Source organism: Heliomicrobium modesticaldum Ice1 (genome assembly GCF_000019165.1).
GTDB lineage: Bacteria > Bacillota > Desulfitobacteriia > Heliobacteriales > Heliobacteriaceae > Heliomicrobium > Heliomicrobium modesticaldum.
This window is the reverse complement of the sequence record NC_010337.2, coordinates 1,888,757-1,903,490: the sequence shown is the minus strand read 5'-3', so window position 1 is coordinate 1,903,490 and position 14,734 is coordinate 1,888,757. Positions and strand designations below refer to the sequence as shown.

Here is a 14,734-nt window from a genome sequence, read left to right as displayed (position 1 = left end):
TTCCCGGCTGACACCGGGTATGCCCATTATAGCCCCCGTCGCTGGTCCTTGACAAGCTTCGCCGCCGCCCGTCCGGCCGCACAGCCCATCGACCAGGCCGCCTGGAGGTTGAAACCGCCTGTATAGCCGTCTACGTCGACCACCTCGCCGGCGAAAAAGAGACCAGGTGTCTGCTTGCTGGCCATCGTTTTGGGGTCGATCTCGCGGATATCGACGCCGCCGGCGGTGACGATGGCCTCGCTCATAGGCCGGTGGCCCGTCGCCGTCACAGTAAACGCTGTCAGCGTCTCCAAGAGGTTGCGCCGCTCCGCCTTGGTGATCTGATGGACAAACTTATCCTCTGAGATGCCCGACAAGGCGATGACGATGGGGATCAGCGACTTGGGCAGCAGATCGCCCAGGGCGTTTTTGAATTGCTTGCGCTGAAACTGGGCGAAATCGCGCTGGATCCGGGCATCCAACTGCTCCGGCGTCAGGGCAGGTTTCAGGTTGATCTTGACGTAGAGCGGGTGTTCCTCCGGAGCGCCGCTTTTTTCCCAGTAGTTCGTGGCGTGCTTGCTGAGGCTGAGGATGACCGGACCGGAGACGCCGAAATGGGTGAAGAGCATCTCGCCGAACTCGTCGCCCAGCTTTTTGCCGGCCTTATCGCGGAGGGTCACCTGCACGTTTTTCAGCGTCAGCCCCTGCAGGTCCTTGACCCAAGGCTCAGCCGTGATCAGAGGGACGAGGGAGGGCCGTAAGGTCGTCACCGTATGGCCCAACTCGCTGGCGAAACGGAAACCGTCGCCGCTGCTACCCGTGCCGGGGTAGGTGCTCCCCCCTGTCGCGACGATGACGGCGACGCCGGGATGGAATTGGCCGTCACTGGTGCGAACGCCCCGGACGGCGCCGCCGGCGTCCCGTTCAATCGACGTCACTGTCCGCCTGGTCAGCACCTCCACCTTCAACCGCTTCAACTCGCGGACCATGGCGTCGACCACGTCGGCAGCCCGGTCGCTCTGCGGGAAAACGCGGTTGCCCCGCTCCACTTTCAATGGAAGTCTCAGCTCTTCCTCGAAAAAGCGCATCGTCTGCCGGGCGTCAAAGGCCCGCAGGGCGCTGTAGAGGAACCTGCCGTTGCCGGGCAGATTGGCGATGATCCCGTCGATGTCGGTGTCATTGGTTACATTGCAACGGCCCTTGCCGGTGATGAGCAGTTTTTTTCCGAGCCGGTCGTTCTTCTCCAAAAGCAAAAGGGGCGCCCCTGCTCTGGCCCCCATGATGGCCGCCGTCAGCCCGGCGGCCCCCCCTCCGATGACGATGACCCTTGCCGTATCCAGTGTCGTTGCAGCCTCCTATTGCATCTGTGTTCAGCGCGCTGTCAGCCGCCGCTCCAGCGCTAGCCGGAACTGCCGCTGGTCCTCATTGATCCGGTAGATGAACCGCTCCAACTCAAAGCGGTGGAGAAAAAACTGTTCCGGTTCCAACAGTTCAATCTTGCGAAATTCGTCGCGCAAAGTAAACCGCAACAGATCCTCCAGCGTGTCGGCGCCGATGGTCACAATGACAGGCGCAAAGGCGATCTCCCTGCCTGTCTCCTCATCAAGCAGGATGTAGATATCGATGGCCATATCGATATCCTCGACAGTGATTCCCTGAATAGGCACGTTGCGCAGCAATGCCACCTGCTGCTCTCGGATCGCCTCGGCCTCTTTATCCACATCCGGGGTTCCGAAAAAAAGCCTGTTTTTGCGGATGGGTCTGTGAAAATCGAGGCGCACCCGCGCCCGCAAGGCCGGACGGCGCCATTCGTCACCGCTGATTCCGTTGAACACTGTTGTCACTCCACACTACAGTCAGTCCGGCGACCATAGAGCCGCCACTCCAACCACGTCTTTTCCTGTTTTTCCATAATTCGAGATATAGCTCTAAAAACCCTCTTTTTTCGGCCACATCCCCATATCACGCAAGACGCAGGTGGCGAGGTAAGCCTGGTGGAGCGCAAGAACAGCGCCGACCCCTTTTCCGTGAGGCGGCTCGATCAGCCCGTCCCAGCGGGATCGCGCAGCGGCCATGGCGCTGCGATCCACAGGACCGATGGGATCAGTATTCAATGCCTCGGCGGCTCGGCACCCCGATCTGGTAGGGATGCTTGATCTCGCGCATCTCTGTCACCAGATGGGCCTTCTCCAGGATCTCCGGCGGCGTGTTCCGTCCGGTGATGACCACTTCCACATGGTCCGGTTTGGCCGCCAGCAGGTCCAGCGCATTTTCCAGGGTGACCAGATCAAACCAGAGGGCATTGGACAATTCGTCTAAGATGACGATATCGTATTCACCGGAGGTGATCACCGCCCGCGCCCGTTCCATGGCGCGATCAGCCATCAGCCGGTCCTGTTCAGTCGCCGCTCCCTTGCGCACAAAACAACTGCCACAGCCGACACACTGCATCTCCCCTTGCCGGATCATCGGGTCATGGGGACAGTTGCGGCCGTACTGAGCCAGTTGAATATCCGGTGAAAGCCGCTGCAAAGAGAATAGTTCTCCGTAATAGGAGCTGCCTTTCATGAATTGAACGATAAAGATCTTAAACCCGTGACCGAGGGCCCGCAGGGCGAGACCAAGGGCCGCCGTCGTTTTTCCCTTGGCATTTCCCGTGTACACCTGAATCAAACCTTTTTCCAGACGCGCTCTTGCCACGCCCATCGCCTCCGTTGCTCGCTTCCCGCAAACCCTTTAGACCTTTGAAAACGCCCTTACCCGCGTCCTTGTGCGCAGAGGCCACTTTGGCCGTCGCAGCCGTCCTGCTCGGCCGAGCCGTCTGCCTGCGCTCGTCCCTGCCGTGGGCGGTCGCTTCTTTCATCCCCGCCGCCGACTTCAAGGCCCGGAGTTCGGCCGAAGTCAGCGGACGGACTTCGCCGGGCTTCAATTTGCCCAGGGTGATCGGTCCAAAAGCGATCCGTTCCAGATCGATGACCGGATGACCGATAGCATCGCCCATCCGGCGGATCTGGCGCTTGCGACCCTCATGGATCTTGATCTCGATCCATGTGGCGTCCCCTTCCCGGCGGAGCAACCGGACCTGGGCCGGCGCCGTCACCCCGTCTTCCAGCTGAACGCCTTCCGCCAGCGCCTTCAAGGCCCCAGCGCTCACGTCACCGCGCAGTCGGGCACGGTAAGTCTTCTCGACACCGAAACGGGGGTGGGTGAGCCGGAAGGCCAACTGCCCGTCGTTGGTCAACAACAATAACCCTTCCGTATCCCGATCAAGCCGGCCCACGGGATAGACCCGCTCATTGACACCGGAAAGAAGGCCGATCACCGTCTGCCGTCCCTGGGGATCCTTGCAGGTAGTGACGACCCCCCTCGGCTTGTACAAGGCGTAATAAAGGGGCGCTTCGCGCCGTTTCAGGATACGGCCGTCCACCTCGATCACATCCCGGGCTCCGTCGACGCGAACCCCCTGCTCCCGCACGACGGTCCCGTTGATGCGCACCCGCCCCGCCCGGATCATAGCTTCCGCTTCGCGGCGAGAAGCGACGCCGTGCGCCGCCAGCAGTTTTTGCAGACGAACAGTTTGACTGTCCATAGAGGCCCTCATTTCTCGGATCCGATTCCGGCTTAGTTTTTCCTGTCTGCCTACACTATACCATGAAAACACCATCGGGGGCACACAAAAAAGGCCCGCACCCGCAGCAGGCCCTTTCATCACCCATCGCTTTATGCAAAGAATGTCTCCCGATCATGACGACCGGGCGCCCGGAAAAGGTGGGGCGGCTGAACAAATAGGACGATTGGGATGACAGCCCGCCTTCTGCTCAGGCATAGTGACGTCTCATCTTGATGGTGAAATCCAACAGCGGATCCGATTTGGTCGCCTTGCCCTTGCCTGTCGATTGGGCATGGGTGACTTCCGTACATTCGTAAGCATATTCCCCGGGCATGTTGTCAATTTTGATCAACAAAATTTTCGTATCGTCGTCGTCAGTGATGACATCAACGACAGTCCCCGGTTGAGCATTGTAGGTAATGACGCGATCTCCAGCTTGAAAGAACGGGGACGGGGCCATAACCGGCACACCTCCTTCCAGTTTTTTAGGACAATAAGCTTTTCTAGGTAGAGGATTCCTCATTTCTTGAAAAAAATACCACGAACCGGCGCTACTTTTCTACAAATTTCTTTTTTTCAGAATAGACGCGCAACTCTTCCCTGGTTGTTATCATACCACAATCGTCTTGTGAGAGAAAGCACTTTCGGACAACTTTGCAAATCATTTAAAGAAAATTTTGCAAAAGTAGACAGATGCAAAAAAACTAGTCACATCTGCCAACAAGCCGGTGTATAGGCTGTATTTGTATCGGCGCACGCCAACGGCGCCAAAATAAATGGTCAAGACAAAGAAGGTCGTGTCTGTCGTCCCCTGCATCGTCGACGCCAATCGACCGATGAAGGAATCAGCGCCATAGGTCTGGATCAATTCGGTGGCGACGCCCAGGGCGCCGCTTCCCGAAAGGGGGCGCATCACCGCCAGGGGAAGGATTTCGCCGGGGATTCCTAAGGAGGATGTAATCGGATGCAACAAGGCCATCACCATGTCCATAGCGCCGGTCTCGCGGAAGATGCCGATGGCCGTCAGCATGGCCACCAGATAGGGGATCAATTTGACGGCGATGGAAAAACCTTCTTCGGCGCCGGCCACAAAGGCGTCGTAGACTTTGACGCCACGCAACGCTCCCGCTGCGAGCACGACAGCAAAAAGCACCGGGACAGTCCACTGGGATAAGGTATCCAGGATCGCTGCGGGCATAGTCAGCCCCCCCGTCGCCGATAATAGCTGCGCAACAACTGATCCGCCGTGACCGCCACCGTCATGCCGACCATCGTAGCTAAGATGGTCGGACCGACGATTTCCGTGGGATTCGCCGAACCGGCGGCCACACGGACGCTGATGATCGTGGCCGGTATCAAGGTGATGCAGGAGGTGTTGAGCGCCAAAAAGGTGCACATGGCCTCCGACGCCTCGGGCCGGTTTTGATTCAGCTCCTGCATGGCCTGCATCGCTTTCATGCCGAAGGGGGTCGCTGCGCTGCCGAGACCGAGCACATTCGCGCTCAGGTTCATGAGGATGTGACCGAGCGCCGGGTGGTTCGACGGAATAGACGGAAAGAGCCGGATCAAAAAGGGTCGGGCGATCCGGGCCACCAGATCGATCAACCCGGCTTCCTGGGCGATGCGCATGATGCCCAGCCAAAGCGCCATGGCGCCGATCAGCCCCAGGGCGACCTCGACAGCCATCTCCGCCCCTTTTAAGGCCCCGTCGGTGACTTTCTGCACATCGCCCCGCGCGGCGGCGATCCCGATACCGCCTAATAGAAAAAAGAGCCAGATGGCATTCATCGCCATACCCCCTTGACGGTACAAACTATGACCGAAAGGGACAGGCTAGAACCAGCAGCGGCACGTGAAAGGGCTTCCGGGTGGAAGAATCAAAATGGTTTTAGTCGTCTATTTATGTTAATATATTACAGTAAGTTTCTTTCCATAGCAGTCCTATGACGGTTTTGAAGGAAACCGCAAAGAGTAAAAGCGGGAGGTGTACCCATGGACCTGAGGTCCACGCCGGATCCGTCTTGGAATGATAAAAACCCACCCTCCGGAAGCCCCCCGCCTCATCCTCCCCGTTCCTTAAAAAAACGGCTCCTTCAGGTGACCCTGGGCATATTCTTTCTTTTCTTCGTCAGCCTCGTAAGCCTTATCTTCTATTATCTTCATGACCGTCCTGAACTGAACGCCTCCACCCTCGGTTCGCTGGCAGCCACTTCCTTCATTTATGATCGGGAAGGCGCCGTGATCACGGCCCTCCATGGCGAACAAAACCGGATCCCTATCACCTTGGACGAAATCCCGCCGACCATGAAAAAGGCCATCGTGGCCGCCGAGGATCTCCGCTTTTACGACCACCAAGGCGTCGACTTCCGGGCTATCGCACGGGCGCTGGTGACCAACTTTCAGGATGGGCGAATCTCCCAGGGCGCGAGCACGATCACCCAGCAACTGGTCAAAAACACCTTTCTCAACACCGACAAGACGATCAAGCGGAAGGTGCAGGAGGCTTTTCTGGCCTTTCAGATCGAATCGCGCTTCAGCAAAGAGCAGATCTTGGAAATGTACCTCAACCGCATCTATTTTGGCAACGGCGCCTATGGGGTACAGGCGGCGGCCCAGACCTACTTTGGCAAAAACGCCGCCGCTTTGACCCTGACCGAAGCCGCCTTGCTGGCCTCCATGCCCCGGGCTCCCAGCTATTACTCGCCCATCACCAATCCGGAAGCGGCCCTGGACCGGCGGAACACGATCCTCTCCATCATGGCCAGAAACGGTTTCGCCAGCGAATCAGAGGTCGAAGAGGCCAAAAAAGCGCCCCTCCCCCAGCAACTGCACGGCCTGACACAAAACCGCCAGTTCGCCGCCTTCATTGATCACGTCGTTTCTGAGCTTTGTACCCGCCACGGCTATACGGAGGATCAGGTCTTTCGCGGCGGCTTGAAGATTTATACATCGCTTCATCCGGCAGTCCAGCAGCGCGTCGAAGCGGTGCTCAACGATGACTCCCTCTACCCGCCAGGACCTGCCGATCAACCGGTTCAAGCCGCCATGGTCGTCGTCGATCACAAGAACGGCGAAATCCTCGCCATCGGCGGGGGCCGCGGTTATGACGGCCGCCGAAGTTTCAACCGGGCGACGCAACTGCGCCGCCAGCCGGGATCTGCCATCAAGCCGATCATGGTCTTCGCCCCCGCCATGGAAAAGGGCCTCATCCCGGAGGATATCGTCTATGACGGGCCGATGGACTTTAACGGCTACGCGCCGACCAACTATGACGGCAAGTTCCGCGGCGCCATCACGATCCGAGAGGCGCTGGCCTACTCGGTCAACATCCCGGCCGTATACCTGTTAAAGACGGTAGGGACCCATCATGGCGTGGAACTCTCCAAACGGGTCGGTCTTCCCCTCACTGAAAATGACCGCTACCTCTCTCTCGCCCTCGGCGGCATGACCCAAGGGGTCGCGCCCCTGCATATGGCCGGCGCCTATTCAGCCTTAGCCAACGGCGGCATCTATGTAGAGCCCCACGCTGTCGTGCGCGTCGTTGACGCCTCGGGGAATGAAAAGGTGATTGAGCCGAAGCAGGAAAGGGTGCTCTCTCCCGTCGCCGCCTACCGGGTGACAGATATGCTGATCACCGCCGTTCAGTCCGGTACCGGTTACCGGGCACAGATGCGCCGCCCCGTCGCCGGTAAGACGGGGACGACGGAACTGCCGCCGCTGCCGGAGTTCAAGAATGTCAAGGGCAATAAGGACGCCTGGTTTGTCGGTTATACCCCGGAGGTGACCTGCGCCGTCTGGATGGGCTATGACCGCACCGACAGGCAGCATTACCTGAAGCAGGTCTACGGCGGTTCCTACCCGGCCCAGATGTTCCGGGAAGTGCTGAACTCATCCCTACACGATCATCCTGTAGAAGCCTTTGCCCGGCCGGAGGGGTATCAGGCGCACCGGACGGCCCGGTATGTGGGGCCAAAGGATGTAAACCCCTGGGTTTCCCCCGATGATAAGAAAGGAGAGCTCGCAGAGAACAACAGCGGGGGCGCGCCATCCCCGATCCCTTCGGTTGACGACGAGATGACGCCGCCAGGCCAAACCTCACAGAGGCCGGATCCATCGGCGCGGCGGCTCACACCGCCGGGATTGGAGCAGCCGCCCCTTTCATCGACAGGGGAATCGACGAATGCCCCCCATCCCGCTTCCCCGCCGCCATCGTCAGCCTCCCCGGCAGCGCCAAATCCGGGAACATCGGCACCGGCACCGGGAACATCTTTGCCGGGCTCTGAGCGCCCTCCCCTGGGGCACACCGCCAAAAAACCGCCACCGGCGCCCCCGGATCGTCACAGCGATCCTCCGGAGGAACATTGGGTCCTCTTCGAATAGGCGCAACCAAAAAAGCGGCTGACCCGATCATCGGGGTCGCCGCTCTTTTGTGCTCCTGTGGTCCTTTATGCTCCCTGCGGTCCTTTATGCTCCTGTGGCCCTTTGTGCTCCTGTGGCCCTTTGTGCTCCTGTGGCCCTTTGTGCTCCTGTGGCCCTTTGTGCTCCTGTGGTCTCCTTTGTTCCATCTGCGTGATCCACTGATCAGTGGGCCTTTTCCTCGGCCTGATCACAGACGGTGATCGGCACCTCTTCTTCGTCGTCTTTATCGTTCACGATATCGCGGATGCGGTCCAACACCTGAGGGGCGAGGTCGATCAAACGGTCCATGACTGCATTGCCGTCAACAGGCAACAGGCGAACGGTCCCCTGATGGACGACGAGAAACCCGACCGGTTGCACCGAGACGCCGGCACCGCTGCCACCGCCGAAGGGAAGCACCGCTTCCGCGTCGGGAATAGGCGCCTCCTTCGGCTCTGCGAATTCAGATCCGCCGACGGCAAACCCACAGGCCACGCGGGATACGGGGATGATCAAGCTGCCGTCCGGCGCTTCCACAGCATCTCCGACGACGGTGTTCACGTCGACCATTTCCTTGATGCTCTGCATGGCGGTTTTCATCAATGCTTCAATGGGGTGGCTCACTATGCTTCATCCCCCTATAACTTCATTGCTAGAGCTATTATGGCGATTCCAAGTTACGGTTATACGCTCATCTATTTATTCTGTTTATTCTCGTCTCTTTCCCTATTCGTTACAATCGAACAACGAAGACCCGCTATTGACTTCCCGCCTTTACTTTTTCCCTGATTTTTAACTTCTTCTCTCTTCTTTTAGGGCGATTGACAACCGGTCGAGAAAGGCGGACGCCGATGGGGCTGTGCTGACGCTGATCCTCTCTCGGTCGCTCTTCACCAATGACAGCAGGCGCATCGGCGTGGGAGGGCTGCTTTTTTTTCGCACCGGCTTTAGTAAAAATTTTCGGTATGTTCCCTGGAAAGTAACCGCCATTCCATAAGCCGACGACAATGATGTGACCGGGTCGGATGGTGAATGTGCAATCGAAACGGACGTCCAACCTTTTGCTGCCGTAAAGAGGAACGACCATAACCTTCGGTCGGCCGTCCACGCTGTCGGCAAACCGCTCCAACCATGCCGCCAGCATGTATTTCAACGTCCATAAGCCGCCTGCCAGCAGAGCCGTATCCTTAGCGTCCCCGCCGCCGATGCGCGTCTCCCAGCGCAAATGGCGGAGCCGAAAGTTGCTTTTTTCCAGGCGAACCATCAGAAGGACCCGTTTCAGACTCGGCCAAGCGGACATAAAAATACCCGGGAAGCGGTCGACTCGTTTCTCCTGTTTATGCGCTTTCCCTTGATACAGCTTTTTCAGGCGGAACAGGATCTTTGGCGGCGTCTTTTTTGATTTCAAACTGGCCTTCGGCAAGGTGATCAGATTGAGAGGGATGCCAAACAACACCCAGTTGACGACGAAGTCATCGTCTTCTCCGTTCCTGTGGTAACGGATCTGCATGGTAAAGGGCAGATATGCAACAAGAACCCCCATGAGAACGACAACAGCGCCGCCCATGAGGGTCCAAAACAACAGCCTGGTCATGGAGCCGCTACCCTCCCATTCGGAAGAATAGCATCCCACCAAGCGCGCGATAATATTCCATTCCCTGGTGCGATGAACTTATCTACCCATGAATCCGTTTGCTGACGATATGGACAGCCTGGGCGCGCAGACGCTCGGCCTCGGCGAGCAACCGGTCTCGACGCCCTTTGGCCTTGTCCACATAGGCGGCATCGTCGATGGCGGGGAGGTTGATATCGACGCTGAGCAGCGCGCTCTTCAGGGACGCTTCGGCCAGGTAGGCGCCAACGCCCACATCGGAGATGGCCCTATTGTTGCCGATAGCCGCCAACACCACGGCCGCCTCTAATGCCTCGATACAGGCGTCGCCGATGGCCAGCGGCGCCTCGGTGGCCTGAATAGCCGCAGCCTGGCGCGCTCTTGCCCGGGCCGCTTTTTCTTCATCCGTATCTGCAGGCAGTTTGTAGACGGCCATGAATGCCGCGAAGGCTTCCATGTCAGCCCGGACGAGCCCTTCCAGCCGTGCGGTGATCCCTTCCAGCCGCTGCAGTTGCTCCCGCACCTGGGCTTCTACATCTCGGTATTTTTCCTTCCCTACGGTCAAGTTGGCCACCATAGCCACCATGGCTGCGCCAAAGGCGCCGGTGATGGCCGAAACAGAACCGCCGCCCGGTGTGGGCGCTGCCGACGCGGCCTCGGCGATAACCTCCCGCAGCGACCGCGCAAAGATGTCACTCATGGGCCATTCCCCCTTGCAGTTTCAACCCGAAAAGGACGTTGCGGAAAAGCAGCGCCGTCGTGCAGGCGCCGACGCCGCCGGGCACCGGCGAGATCAGCGACGCCCGCTCCGCCGCTTCTGCCGTCTTCACATCGCCGACAATGTTCCCGTCCTCGCCTTCGTTAATACCGGCATCAATGACAACCGCGTCGGGAGCGATCATCTCCCCGGTGACCAACCCGGCTTTGCCGGCGGCAGCGATGACGATCTCGGCGCGGCGCACCTCGGCGGCCAGGTCTTTTGTGCGGGTGTGGCAGACGGTGACGGTGGCGTTGCGGCGAAGGAGCAAGAAGAAGAGCGGCTTGCCCACTGTCTCGCCCCGACCGATGATGACAACGCGCTTGCCGGCCAATTCAACGCCGGAACGTGCCAACAGTTCCATGCAGCTCATCGGCGTTGCCGGCACGAGTCCGGGCTGCCCGGCCATGAGATAGCCCCGGTTGAGGGGGTGGACGCCGTCTACATCCTTGAGGGGGTGGATGGCCTCCAGCACCTTCTCTTTGGAAATCTGTTTGGGCAGCGGGAGTTCAACCATGATCCCGTGGACGGCGGCGTCGGCGTTCAGCCTTTCAATCAAGGCCAAGAGAGCAGCCTCAGTCGTGTCGCCGGGCAGTGTGAACAGTTCAAAGGCGATGCCCAGGTTAGCCGCCGCTTTTTCTTTGGAACGGGCGTAGACTACTGACGCCGGATCGTCTCCGACCAAGATGACGGCCAGTTTGGGCACGATCCCCTGTTCACGGAGGCTGGCGACCTCTGCCTTGATCTCCGCCCGCAGTTGGGCGGCGATGGCCTTGCCGTCGATATATTGGGCCGTCATGGGCCCACCTCGCTTTCAAGAGCCGCTCAGCTGAACTAGAATGCTAGCGGCGCTATTTTCGTATTCCCTTCGATTCAACATTTGTGGAAAAGCGGTGGTAGATGAACCTGCTCGCTAAGGGCTGCGCGGCGGGCTCGCTTTGGCTACTTCGCTGGGCGCCAAACATCCCGGGCTTTTCTGCATGTCATGGCGCCCTTAATGCTCGGCAGCCTGTGCTCGCTCTCGCCGCTCCGCCCAAATCGCTCACAGATCCATCTACCCCTACTTTTCCCGGGATTTCTTCTGCGCCAGTCGCTTCATCAGAAAATCCTCAATGGTCCGGTTGAAGATCTCCGGTTCGACCAGCATGGGCCAGTGGTTGCCGGCGATGCGGCGGACCTCCAGGTTCTTGAGATAGGTTATGTAGGGTTTCATCTGAAAATCGGCGCGGTTGACGCCTTTTTCAGGCTGCACAAACAGGGTGGGCACGGTGATGGGCTCAGTCAAGCCGGCGACGCGCATCACATCGTCGAAGATCTGGTTGCGCGCCGGCACGACAAATTTGCTGCCCCAGCGGCCGTCGGGTTTTCGCTCCAACCCTTCCCGGAAGACCCTTTGTTGGTGAGCGCTCCACCCCTGGTACTGGCGCAGGCTTTTGGCCAGGGTTTCCGCTTCGGCGTAACTTCTGAAAGGTCCCATTCCTTTCAAGCTGTCAAGGACTCGAAAGAGGATGGGAAAGGAGAGCTTCATCACCGCCGGCATCTTGACGATGAAGATCGGGTCGACGAGGATCATGCTCCGAAAGCGCTCCTTGTGCTCGCGCGCCCAGATGGGCGCCAACTTGCCTGTCCAGGAGTGCCCCAGGATGTGGGCGTCTGACCACCCCAGGTGATCCATCAGGTTTTCCATGTCGGCAATGACTTGACGAAAGGTGTATCCGCTGCCGGGCTTGTCGCTCTCGCCGTGGCCGCGCATGTCGGGCGCGATGATGTGGAAACGGTCGGCAAGCCGTTCCGCCAGCAGCACCCAGATCAGGGCGTGGTCGCCCAGACCGTGCAGCAACAGGATCGGTTCGGTCCCCTCTCCCTTCCATTCCAAGTAGGAGAGGCGAATCCCGGGCAGCGTCACTTCTCGGCGTTCAGGCTGCATCGGCCTTATCCCTCCGGATTGTGATGTTCGTCCCGTCCCGTCAAGGGCAGTTCCTCCTGGAGAAATACCTCCTCCAGTTTGGGCAGATCGGCCAGGCTGCGCAGACCGAAATGGCGAAGAAAGCTGTCCGTCGTGCCATAGAGGATGGGTCGGCCCAGCGCCTCTTTCCGCCCCACCTCCTGGATCAGCCCCTTGCCCAGCAGTGTCGCCAGGGAGCGGTCGGCTTTGACGCCCCGGATCTGCTCGATCTCCGCGCGGGTGACAGGCTGGTGGTAGGCGATGATGGCGAGCGTCTCCAGGGCGGCGTTAGAAAGACCCGGTTGGGGCGTCCGGAGCAACCGTTCGATGTAAGGGGCGAACTCAGCCCTGGTGGAGAGGCGAAAGCCGCCGGCCACCTCTTCCAACTGCCACCCCCGCTCCTGATCGTCATACTCGGCCTTGAGCCCGGCCAACAGTTCGCGCACCTCTTCCGCGGCAAAGCCTGTCGCTTCGGCAATCGTCTCAACAGACAGAGGATCACTGGAGACAAACAGGAGCGCCTCGATCACGCGACTCTTTGAATTGGGAAAGATGGCAATCAACGGAATCCCTCCACGCGCCGTTGCCTATACAATGGGATCATCCCCGCCGGCTGATTCCATCGGCGCCGGCATCTACAACTGCGACGCCAGCAAGTAAATCTCGTCGAAGGCCTCCCGCTGGAGCACGCGCACTTTTTTCAGCCGCACCAGCTCCAGCATGGCTAAGAAGGTGACGATGATCTCCGCCGGACGCCAGCGCCCTGCAAAGAGGGTGGAAAAAGCGATCGGCGCATGGGGCGGCAGCTGGGCCATCGACGTGAGCAGTTCCTGCATCCGCGCCTGCACAGAGACCTCTTCGCGGGGGATGGCGGCGACAGGCTCTTCCTTGGCCCGGCGGCTCAAGGCCTTACGCAAGGCTGCCAGCAGGTCGCCGATCATCACCCCTTCCAGCGGGTTCTCCTCCACAAAGAGGTGGGCCAAGGTGGTCGGGTCGACGACGCGGCTGAAGCGGCGGTTCCGGTCCACCTCCCGTTCCTTGAGCAGTTCCGCCACCGCCTTGTAGCGGCGGTACTCAATCAAACGGTCGACCAGTTCCCGGCGCGGATCCTCGCCCTCATCCCCTTCTGTCTCCGCCTCAGCCTTGGGCGGTTTGGGCAGGAGCATACGCGCCTTGATCGCCAGCAGTTGAGCCGCCATGAGCAAAAAGGCGCTGGCCCTTTCCAGGTCGAGCTCGTCCAACTGCTGAAGGTACGCCAGGTACTCGGCGGCGATCTGGGCGATGGGTATGTCATAGATGTTGACCTGGTTTTTCTCGATCAGGTGGACGAGCAGGTCAAAGGGACCTTCAAAAACGGGCAGGCTGACCCGGTATGCCATGGCCGGTCAGTCCATGACCCCGCGGACACCCATGGCCTCACGGACCTGCTCCATCGTATCGGCCGCCTTGGCCCGGGCCTGAAGGGACCCTTCGGCCAGGATCTCATCGACGCGGCCAGGCTTGGCCAACAGTTCGGCGCGCCGCTCCCGGATGGGGCCGAGGATGGTTTCCAGTTTGGCCGCCAGCCGCTGCTTGCAGGCCACACAGCCGATGCCGGCCTTGCGGCACTGGTCGCCGATGTCGCAGACCTCCCCATCGTTATAAATCTTATGGTAGGTGTGGACGACACAGACATCAGGGTTGCCCAGGTCGGTCTTGCGCACCCGAGCCGGGTCGGTGACCATCAGGCGAACCTTTTCCTTGATCTCCTCGGACGATGCCGACAAGGCGATGTCATTGCCATAGGACTTGCTCATCTTGCGGTTGTCGATCCCGGGCAGCAGGGGCACCTCGGAGAGGAGAACCTGCGGTTCCGGGAAGACCTCCGTCTGATAGAGGTGGTTGAAACGGCGGGCCACCTCGCGGCTCAACTCGATATGAGGGATCTGATCCTGGCCCACCGGCACATGGGTGGCCTTGTAGATGAGGATGTCCGCCGCCTGAAGCAAGGGGTACCCAAGGAAGCCGTACATGCTGATGTCTTTGCCCTGGGCGCCGAACTGCTGGATCTGGTCCTTGTAGGTGGGGACCCGCTCCAGCCAACTCAAGGGGGTCATCATCGAAAAGAGCAGGTGCAGTTCGGCATGTTCCTTCACCTGGGATTGGACCATGATGGGGCTCTTCTCAGGATCGAGACCGGCCGACAGCCAGTCAAGCGCGATATCGCGAATGCGCCGCTGCAACGCCTGGACATCGTCAAAGGACGTGGTCAGGGCGTGCCAGTCGACAATGCCAAAGACACAGTCATACTCATCCTGCAACCGGATCCAGTTTTCGATCACGCTCAGGTGACCGATGTGCAGTTGGCCCGTCGGGCGCATGCCGCTGAAGATTTTACCTTTTTTCACTATAAAGGCTCCTTCCTGTATAAAAGCGACCGTTTTCATGTAGAAT

The 14,734-nt window shown here is 59.5% G+C and carries 17 protein-coding genes; 1 reads left to right on the top strand and 16 read right to left on the bottom strand.

The window, feature by feature from the left end; genetic code table 11:
* Positions 1-26: 26 nt before the first annotated feature.
* The 8 genes from HM1_RS08555 to HM1_RS08520 all read right to left on the bottom strand — a co-directional run bounded on the left by HM1_RS08555 (position 27) and on the right by HM1_RS08520 (position 5,377).
* Positions 27-1,319: a BaiN/RdsA family NAD(P)/FAD-dependent oxidoreductase gene (locus HM1_RS08555; protein WP_041313625.1), complete on the bottom strand. Its 1,293-nt coding sequence runs from the start codon at positions 1,317-1,319 to the stop codon at positions 27-29.
* Between the two features lie 30 nt (positions 1,320-1,349).
* Entirely contained in the window at positions 1,350-1,814 is a 465-nt protein-coding gene (locus tag HM1_RS08550; protein WP_012282961.1) for a hypothetical protein, read from the bottom strand.
* A 93-nt stretch (positions 1,815-1,907) separates the two neighbouring features.
* Positions 1,908-2,054 carry a hypothetical protein gene (locus HM1_RS15785; RefSeq protein WP_187147763.1) on the bottom strand — a complete coding sequence of 49 codons (147 nt, stop codon included), beginning with the start codon at positions 2,052-2,054 and terminating at the stop codon, positions 1,908-1,910.
* 28 nt (positions 2,055-2,082) lie between these two features.
* Positions 2,083-2,685 carry a cob(I)yrinic acid a,c-diamide adenosyltransferase gene (gene cobO, locus HM1_RS08540; RefSeq protein WP_041313623.1) on the bottom strand — a complete coding sequence of 201 codons (603 nt, stop codon included), beginning with the start codon at positions 2,683-2,685 and terminating at the stop codon, positions 2,083-2,085.
* Complete coding sequence (locus HM1_RS15220; RefSeq protein WP_012282958.1) at positions 2,567-3,568, bottom strand: pseudouridine synthase; 1,002 nt, start codon at positions 3,566-3,568, stop codon at positions 2,567-2,569. Before HM1_RS15220 ends, cobO begins: the two co-directional genes overlap by 119 nt.
* A gap of 229 nt (positions 3,569-3,797) precedes the next feature.
* A complete protein-coding gene (locus tag HM1_RS08530; RefSeq protein ID WP_012282956.1) occupies positions 3,798-4,049 on the bottom strand; it encodes a hypothetical protein in 252 nt (83 codons plus the stop codon).
* Between the two features lie 201 nt (positions 4,050-4,250).
* A complete protein-coding gene (locus HM1_RS08525) occupies positions 4,251-4,787 on the bottom strand; it encodes a spore maturation protein (RefSeq protein WP_012282955.1) in 537 nt (178 codons plus the stop codon).
* A gap of 2 nt (positions 4,788-4,789) precedes the next feature.
* On the bottom strand, positions 4,790-5,377 hold the full coding sequence (locus HM1_RS08520; protein WP_041313620.1) for a nucleoside recognition domain-containing protein: 588 nt from the start codon (positions 5,375-5,377) through the stop codon (positions 4,790-4,792).
* A gap of 204 nt (positions 5,378-5,581) precedes the next feature.
* Here HM1_RS08520 and HM1_RS08515 point away from each other — a divergent pair, with 204 nt between their 5' ends.
* The gene (locus HM1_RS08515; protein ID WP_012282953.1) at positions 5,582-7,969 is read left to right on the top strand and encodes a transglycosylase domain-containing protein; all 2,388 of its coding nucleotides are present in this window, start codon (positions 5,582-5,584) and stop codon (positions 7,967-7,969) included.
* Positions 7,970-8,170: 201 nt separating this feature from the next.
* Here the strand turns inward: HM1_RS08515 and ytfJ are convergent, their stop codons facing one another.
* The 8 genes from ytfJ to trpS all read right to left on the bottom strand — a co-directional run bounded on the left by ytfJ (position 8,171) and on the right by trpS (position 14,727).
* Positions 8,171-8,614 (bottom strand): GerW family sporulation protein, encoded by a 444-nt coding sequence (ytfJ, locus tag HM1_RS08510; protein ID WP_049754092.1) that lies wholly within the window; start codon positions 8,612-8,614, stop codon positions 8,171-8,173.
* Between the two features lie 130 nt (positions 8,615-8,744).
* Complete coding sequence (locus tag HM1_RS14655; protein WP_012282951.1) at positions 8,745-9,581, bottom strand: DUF2953 domain-containing protein; 837 nt, start codon at positions 9,579-9,581, stop codon at positions 8,745-8,747.
* A gap of 82 nt (positions 9,582-9,663) precedes the next feature.
* Positions 9,664-10,299 carry a cyclodeaminase/cyclohydrolase family protein gene (locus tag HM1_RS08500; RefSeq protein WP_012282950.1) on the bottom strand — a complete coding sequence of 212 codons (636 nt, stop codon included), beginning with the start codon at positions 10,297-10,299 and terminating at the stop codon, positions 9,664-9,666.
* The gene (locus HM1_RS08495) at positions 10,292-11,155 is read right to left on the bottom strand and encodes a bifunctional 5,10-methylenetetrahydrofolate dehydrogenase/5,10-methenyltetrahydrofolate cyclohydrolase (protein ID WP_012282949.1); all 864 of its coding nucleotides are present in this window, start codon (positions 11,153-11,155) and stop codon (positions 10,292-10,294) included. The genes HM1_RS08500 and HM1_RS08495 overlap by 8 nt, the downstream gene beginning before the upstream one ends.
* 261 nt (positions 11,156-11,416) lie before the next feature.
* A complete protein-coding gene (locus tag HM1_RS08490; RefSeq protein ID WP_012282948.1) occupies positions 11,417-12,283 on the bottom strand; it encodes an alpha/beta fold hydrolase in 867 nt (288 codons plus the stop codon).
* 5 nt (positions 12,284-12,288) lie between these two features.
* Positions 12,289-12,864 carry an SMC-Scp complex subunit ScpB gene (gene scpB, locus HM1_RS08485; RefSeq protein WP_012282947.1) on the bottom strand — a complete coding sequence of 192 codons (576 nt, stop codon included), beginning with the start codon at positions 12,862-12,864 and terminating at the stop codon, positions 12,289-12,291.
* 72 nt (positions 12,865-12,936) lie between these two features.
* Positions 12,937-13,680, bottom strand: a complete 744-nt coding sequence (locus tag HM1_RS08480; RefSeq protein ID WP_012282945.1) for a segregation and condensation protein A — start codon at positions 13,678-13,680, stop codon at positions 12,937-12,939.
* Positions 13,681-13,686: 6 nt separating this feature from the next.
* Positions 13,687-14,727 (bottom strand): tryptophan--tRNA ligase, encoded by a 1,041-nt coding sequence (gene trpS / locus HM1_RS08475; RefSeq protein ID WP_049754090.1) that lies wholly within the window; start codon positions 14,725-14,727, stop codon positions 13,687-13,689.
* Between the last annotated feature and the right edge of the window lie 7 nt (positions 14,728-14,734).

Excerpts from the sequence above, each read along its gene's own strand:
- HM1_RS15785 (WP_187147763.1), bottom strand. The coding sequence starts at position 2,054 with ATGGCCGCTGCGCGATCCCGCTGGGACGGGCTGATCGAGCCGCCTCAC.
- cobO (WP_041313623.1), bottom strand. The coding sequence starts at position 2,685 with ATGGGCGTGGCAAGAGCGCGTCTGGAAAAAGGTTTGATTCAGGTGTAC.
- HM1_RS15220 (WP_012282958.1), bottom strand. The coding sequence starts at position 3,568 with ATGGACAGTCAAACTGTTCGTCTGCAAAAACTGCTGGCGGCGCACGGC.
- HM1_RS08530 (WP_012282956.1), bottom strand. The coding sequence starts at position 4,049 with ATGGCCCCGTCCCCGTTCTTTCAAGCTGGAGATCGCGTCATTACCTAC.
- HM1_RS08525 (WP_012282955.1), bottom strand. The coding sequence starts at position 4,787 with ATGCCCGCAGCGATCCTGGATACCTTATCCCAGTGGACTGTCCCGGTG.
- HM1_RS08520 (WP_041313620.1), bottom strand. The coding sequence starts at position 5,377 with ATGAATGCCATCTGGCTCTTTTTTCTATTAGGCGGTATCGGGATCGCC.
- HM1_RS08515 (WP_012282953.1), top strand. The coding sequence starts at position 5,582 with ATGGACCTGAGGTCCACGCCGGATCCGTCTTGGAATGATAAAAACCCA.
- HM1_RS14655 (WP_012282951.1), bottom strand. The coding sequence starts at position 9,581 with ATGACCAGGCTGTTGTTTTGGACCCTCATGGGCGGCGCTGTTGTCGTT.
- HM1_RS08500 (WP_012282950.1), bottom strand. The coding sequence starts at position 10,299 with ATGAGTGACATCTTTGCGCGGTCGCTGCGGGAGGTTATCGCCGAGGCC.
- HM1_RS08495 (WP_012282949.1), bottom strand. The coding sequence starts at position 11,155 with ATGACGGCCCAATATATCGACGGCAAGGCCATCGCCGCCCAACTGCGG.
- HM1_RS08490 (WP_012282948.1), bottom strand. The coding sequence starts at position 12,283 with ATGCAGCCTGAACGCCGAGAAGTGACGCTGCCCGGGATTCGCCTCTCC.
- HM1_RS08480 (WP_012282945.1), bottom strand. The coding sequence starts at position 13,680 with ATGGCATACCGGGTCAGCCTGCCCGTTTTTGAAGGTCCCTTTGACCTG.
- trpS (WP_049754090.1), bottom strand. The coding sequence starts at position 14,727 with ATGAAAACGGTCGCTTTTATACAGGAAGGAGCCTTTATAGTGAAAAAA.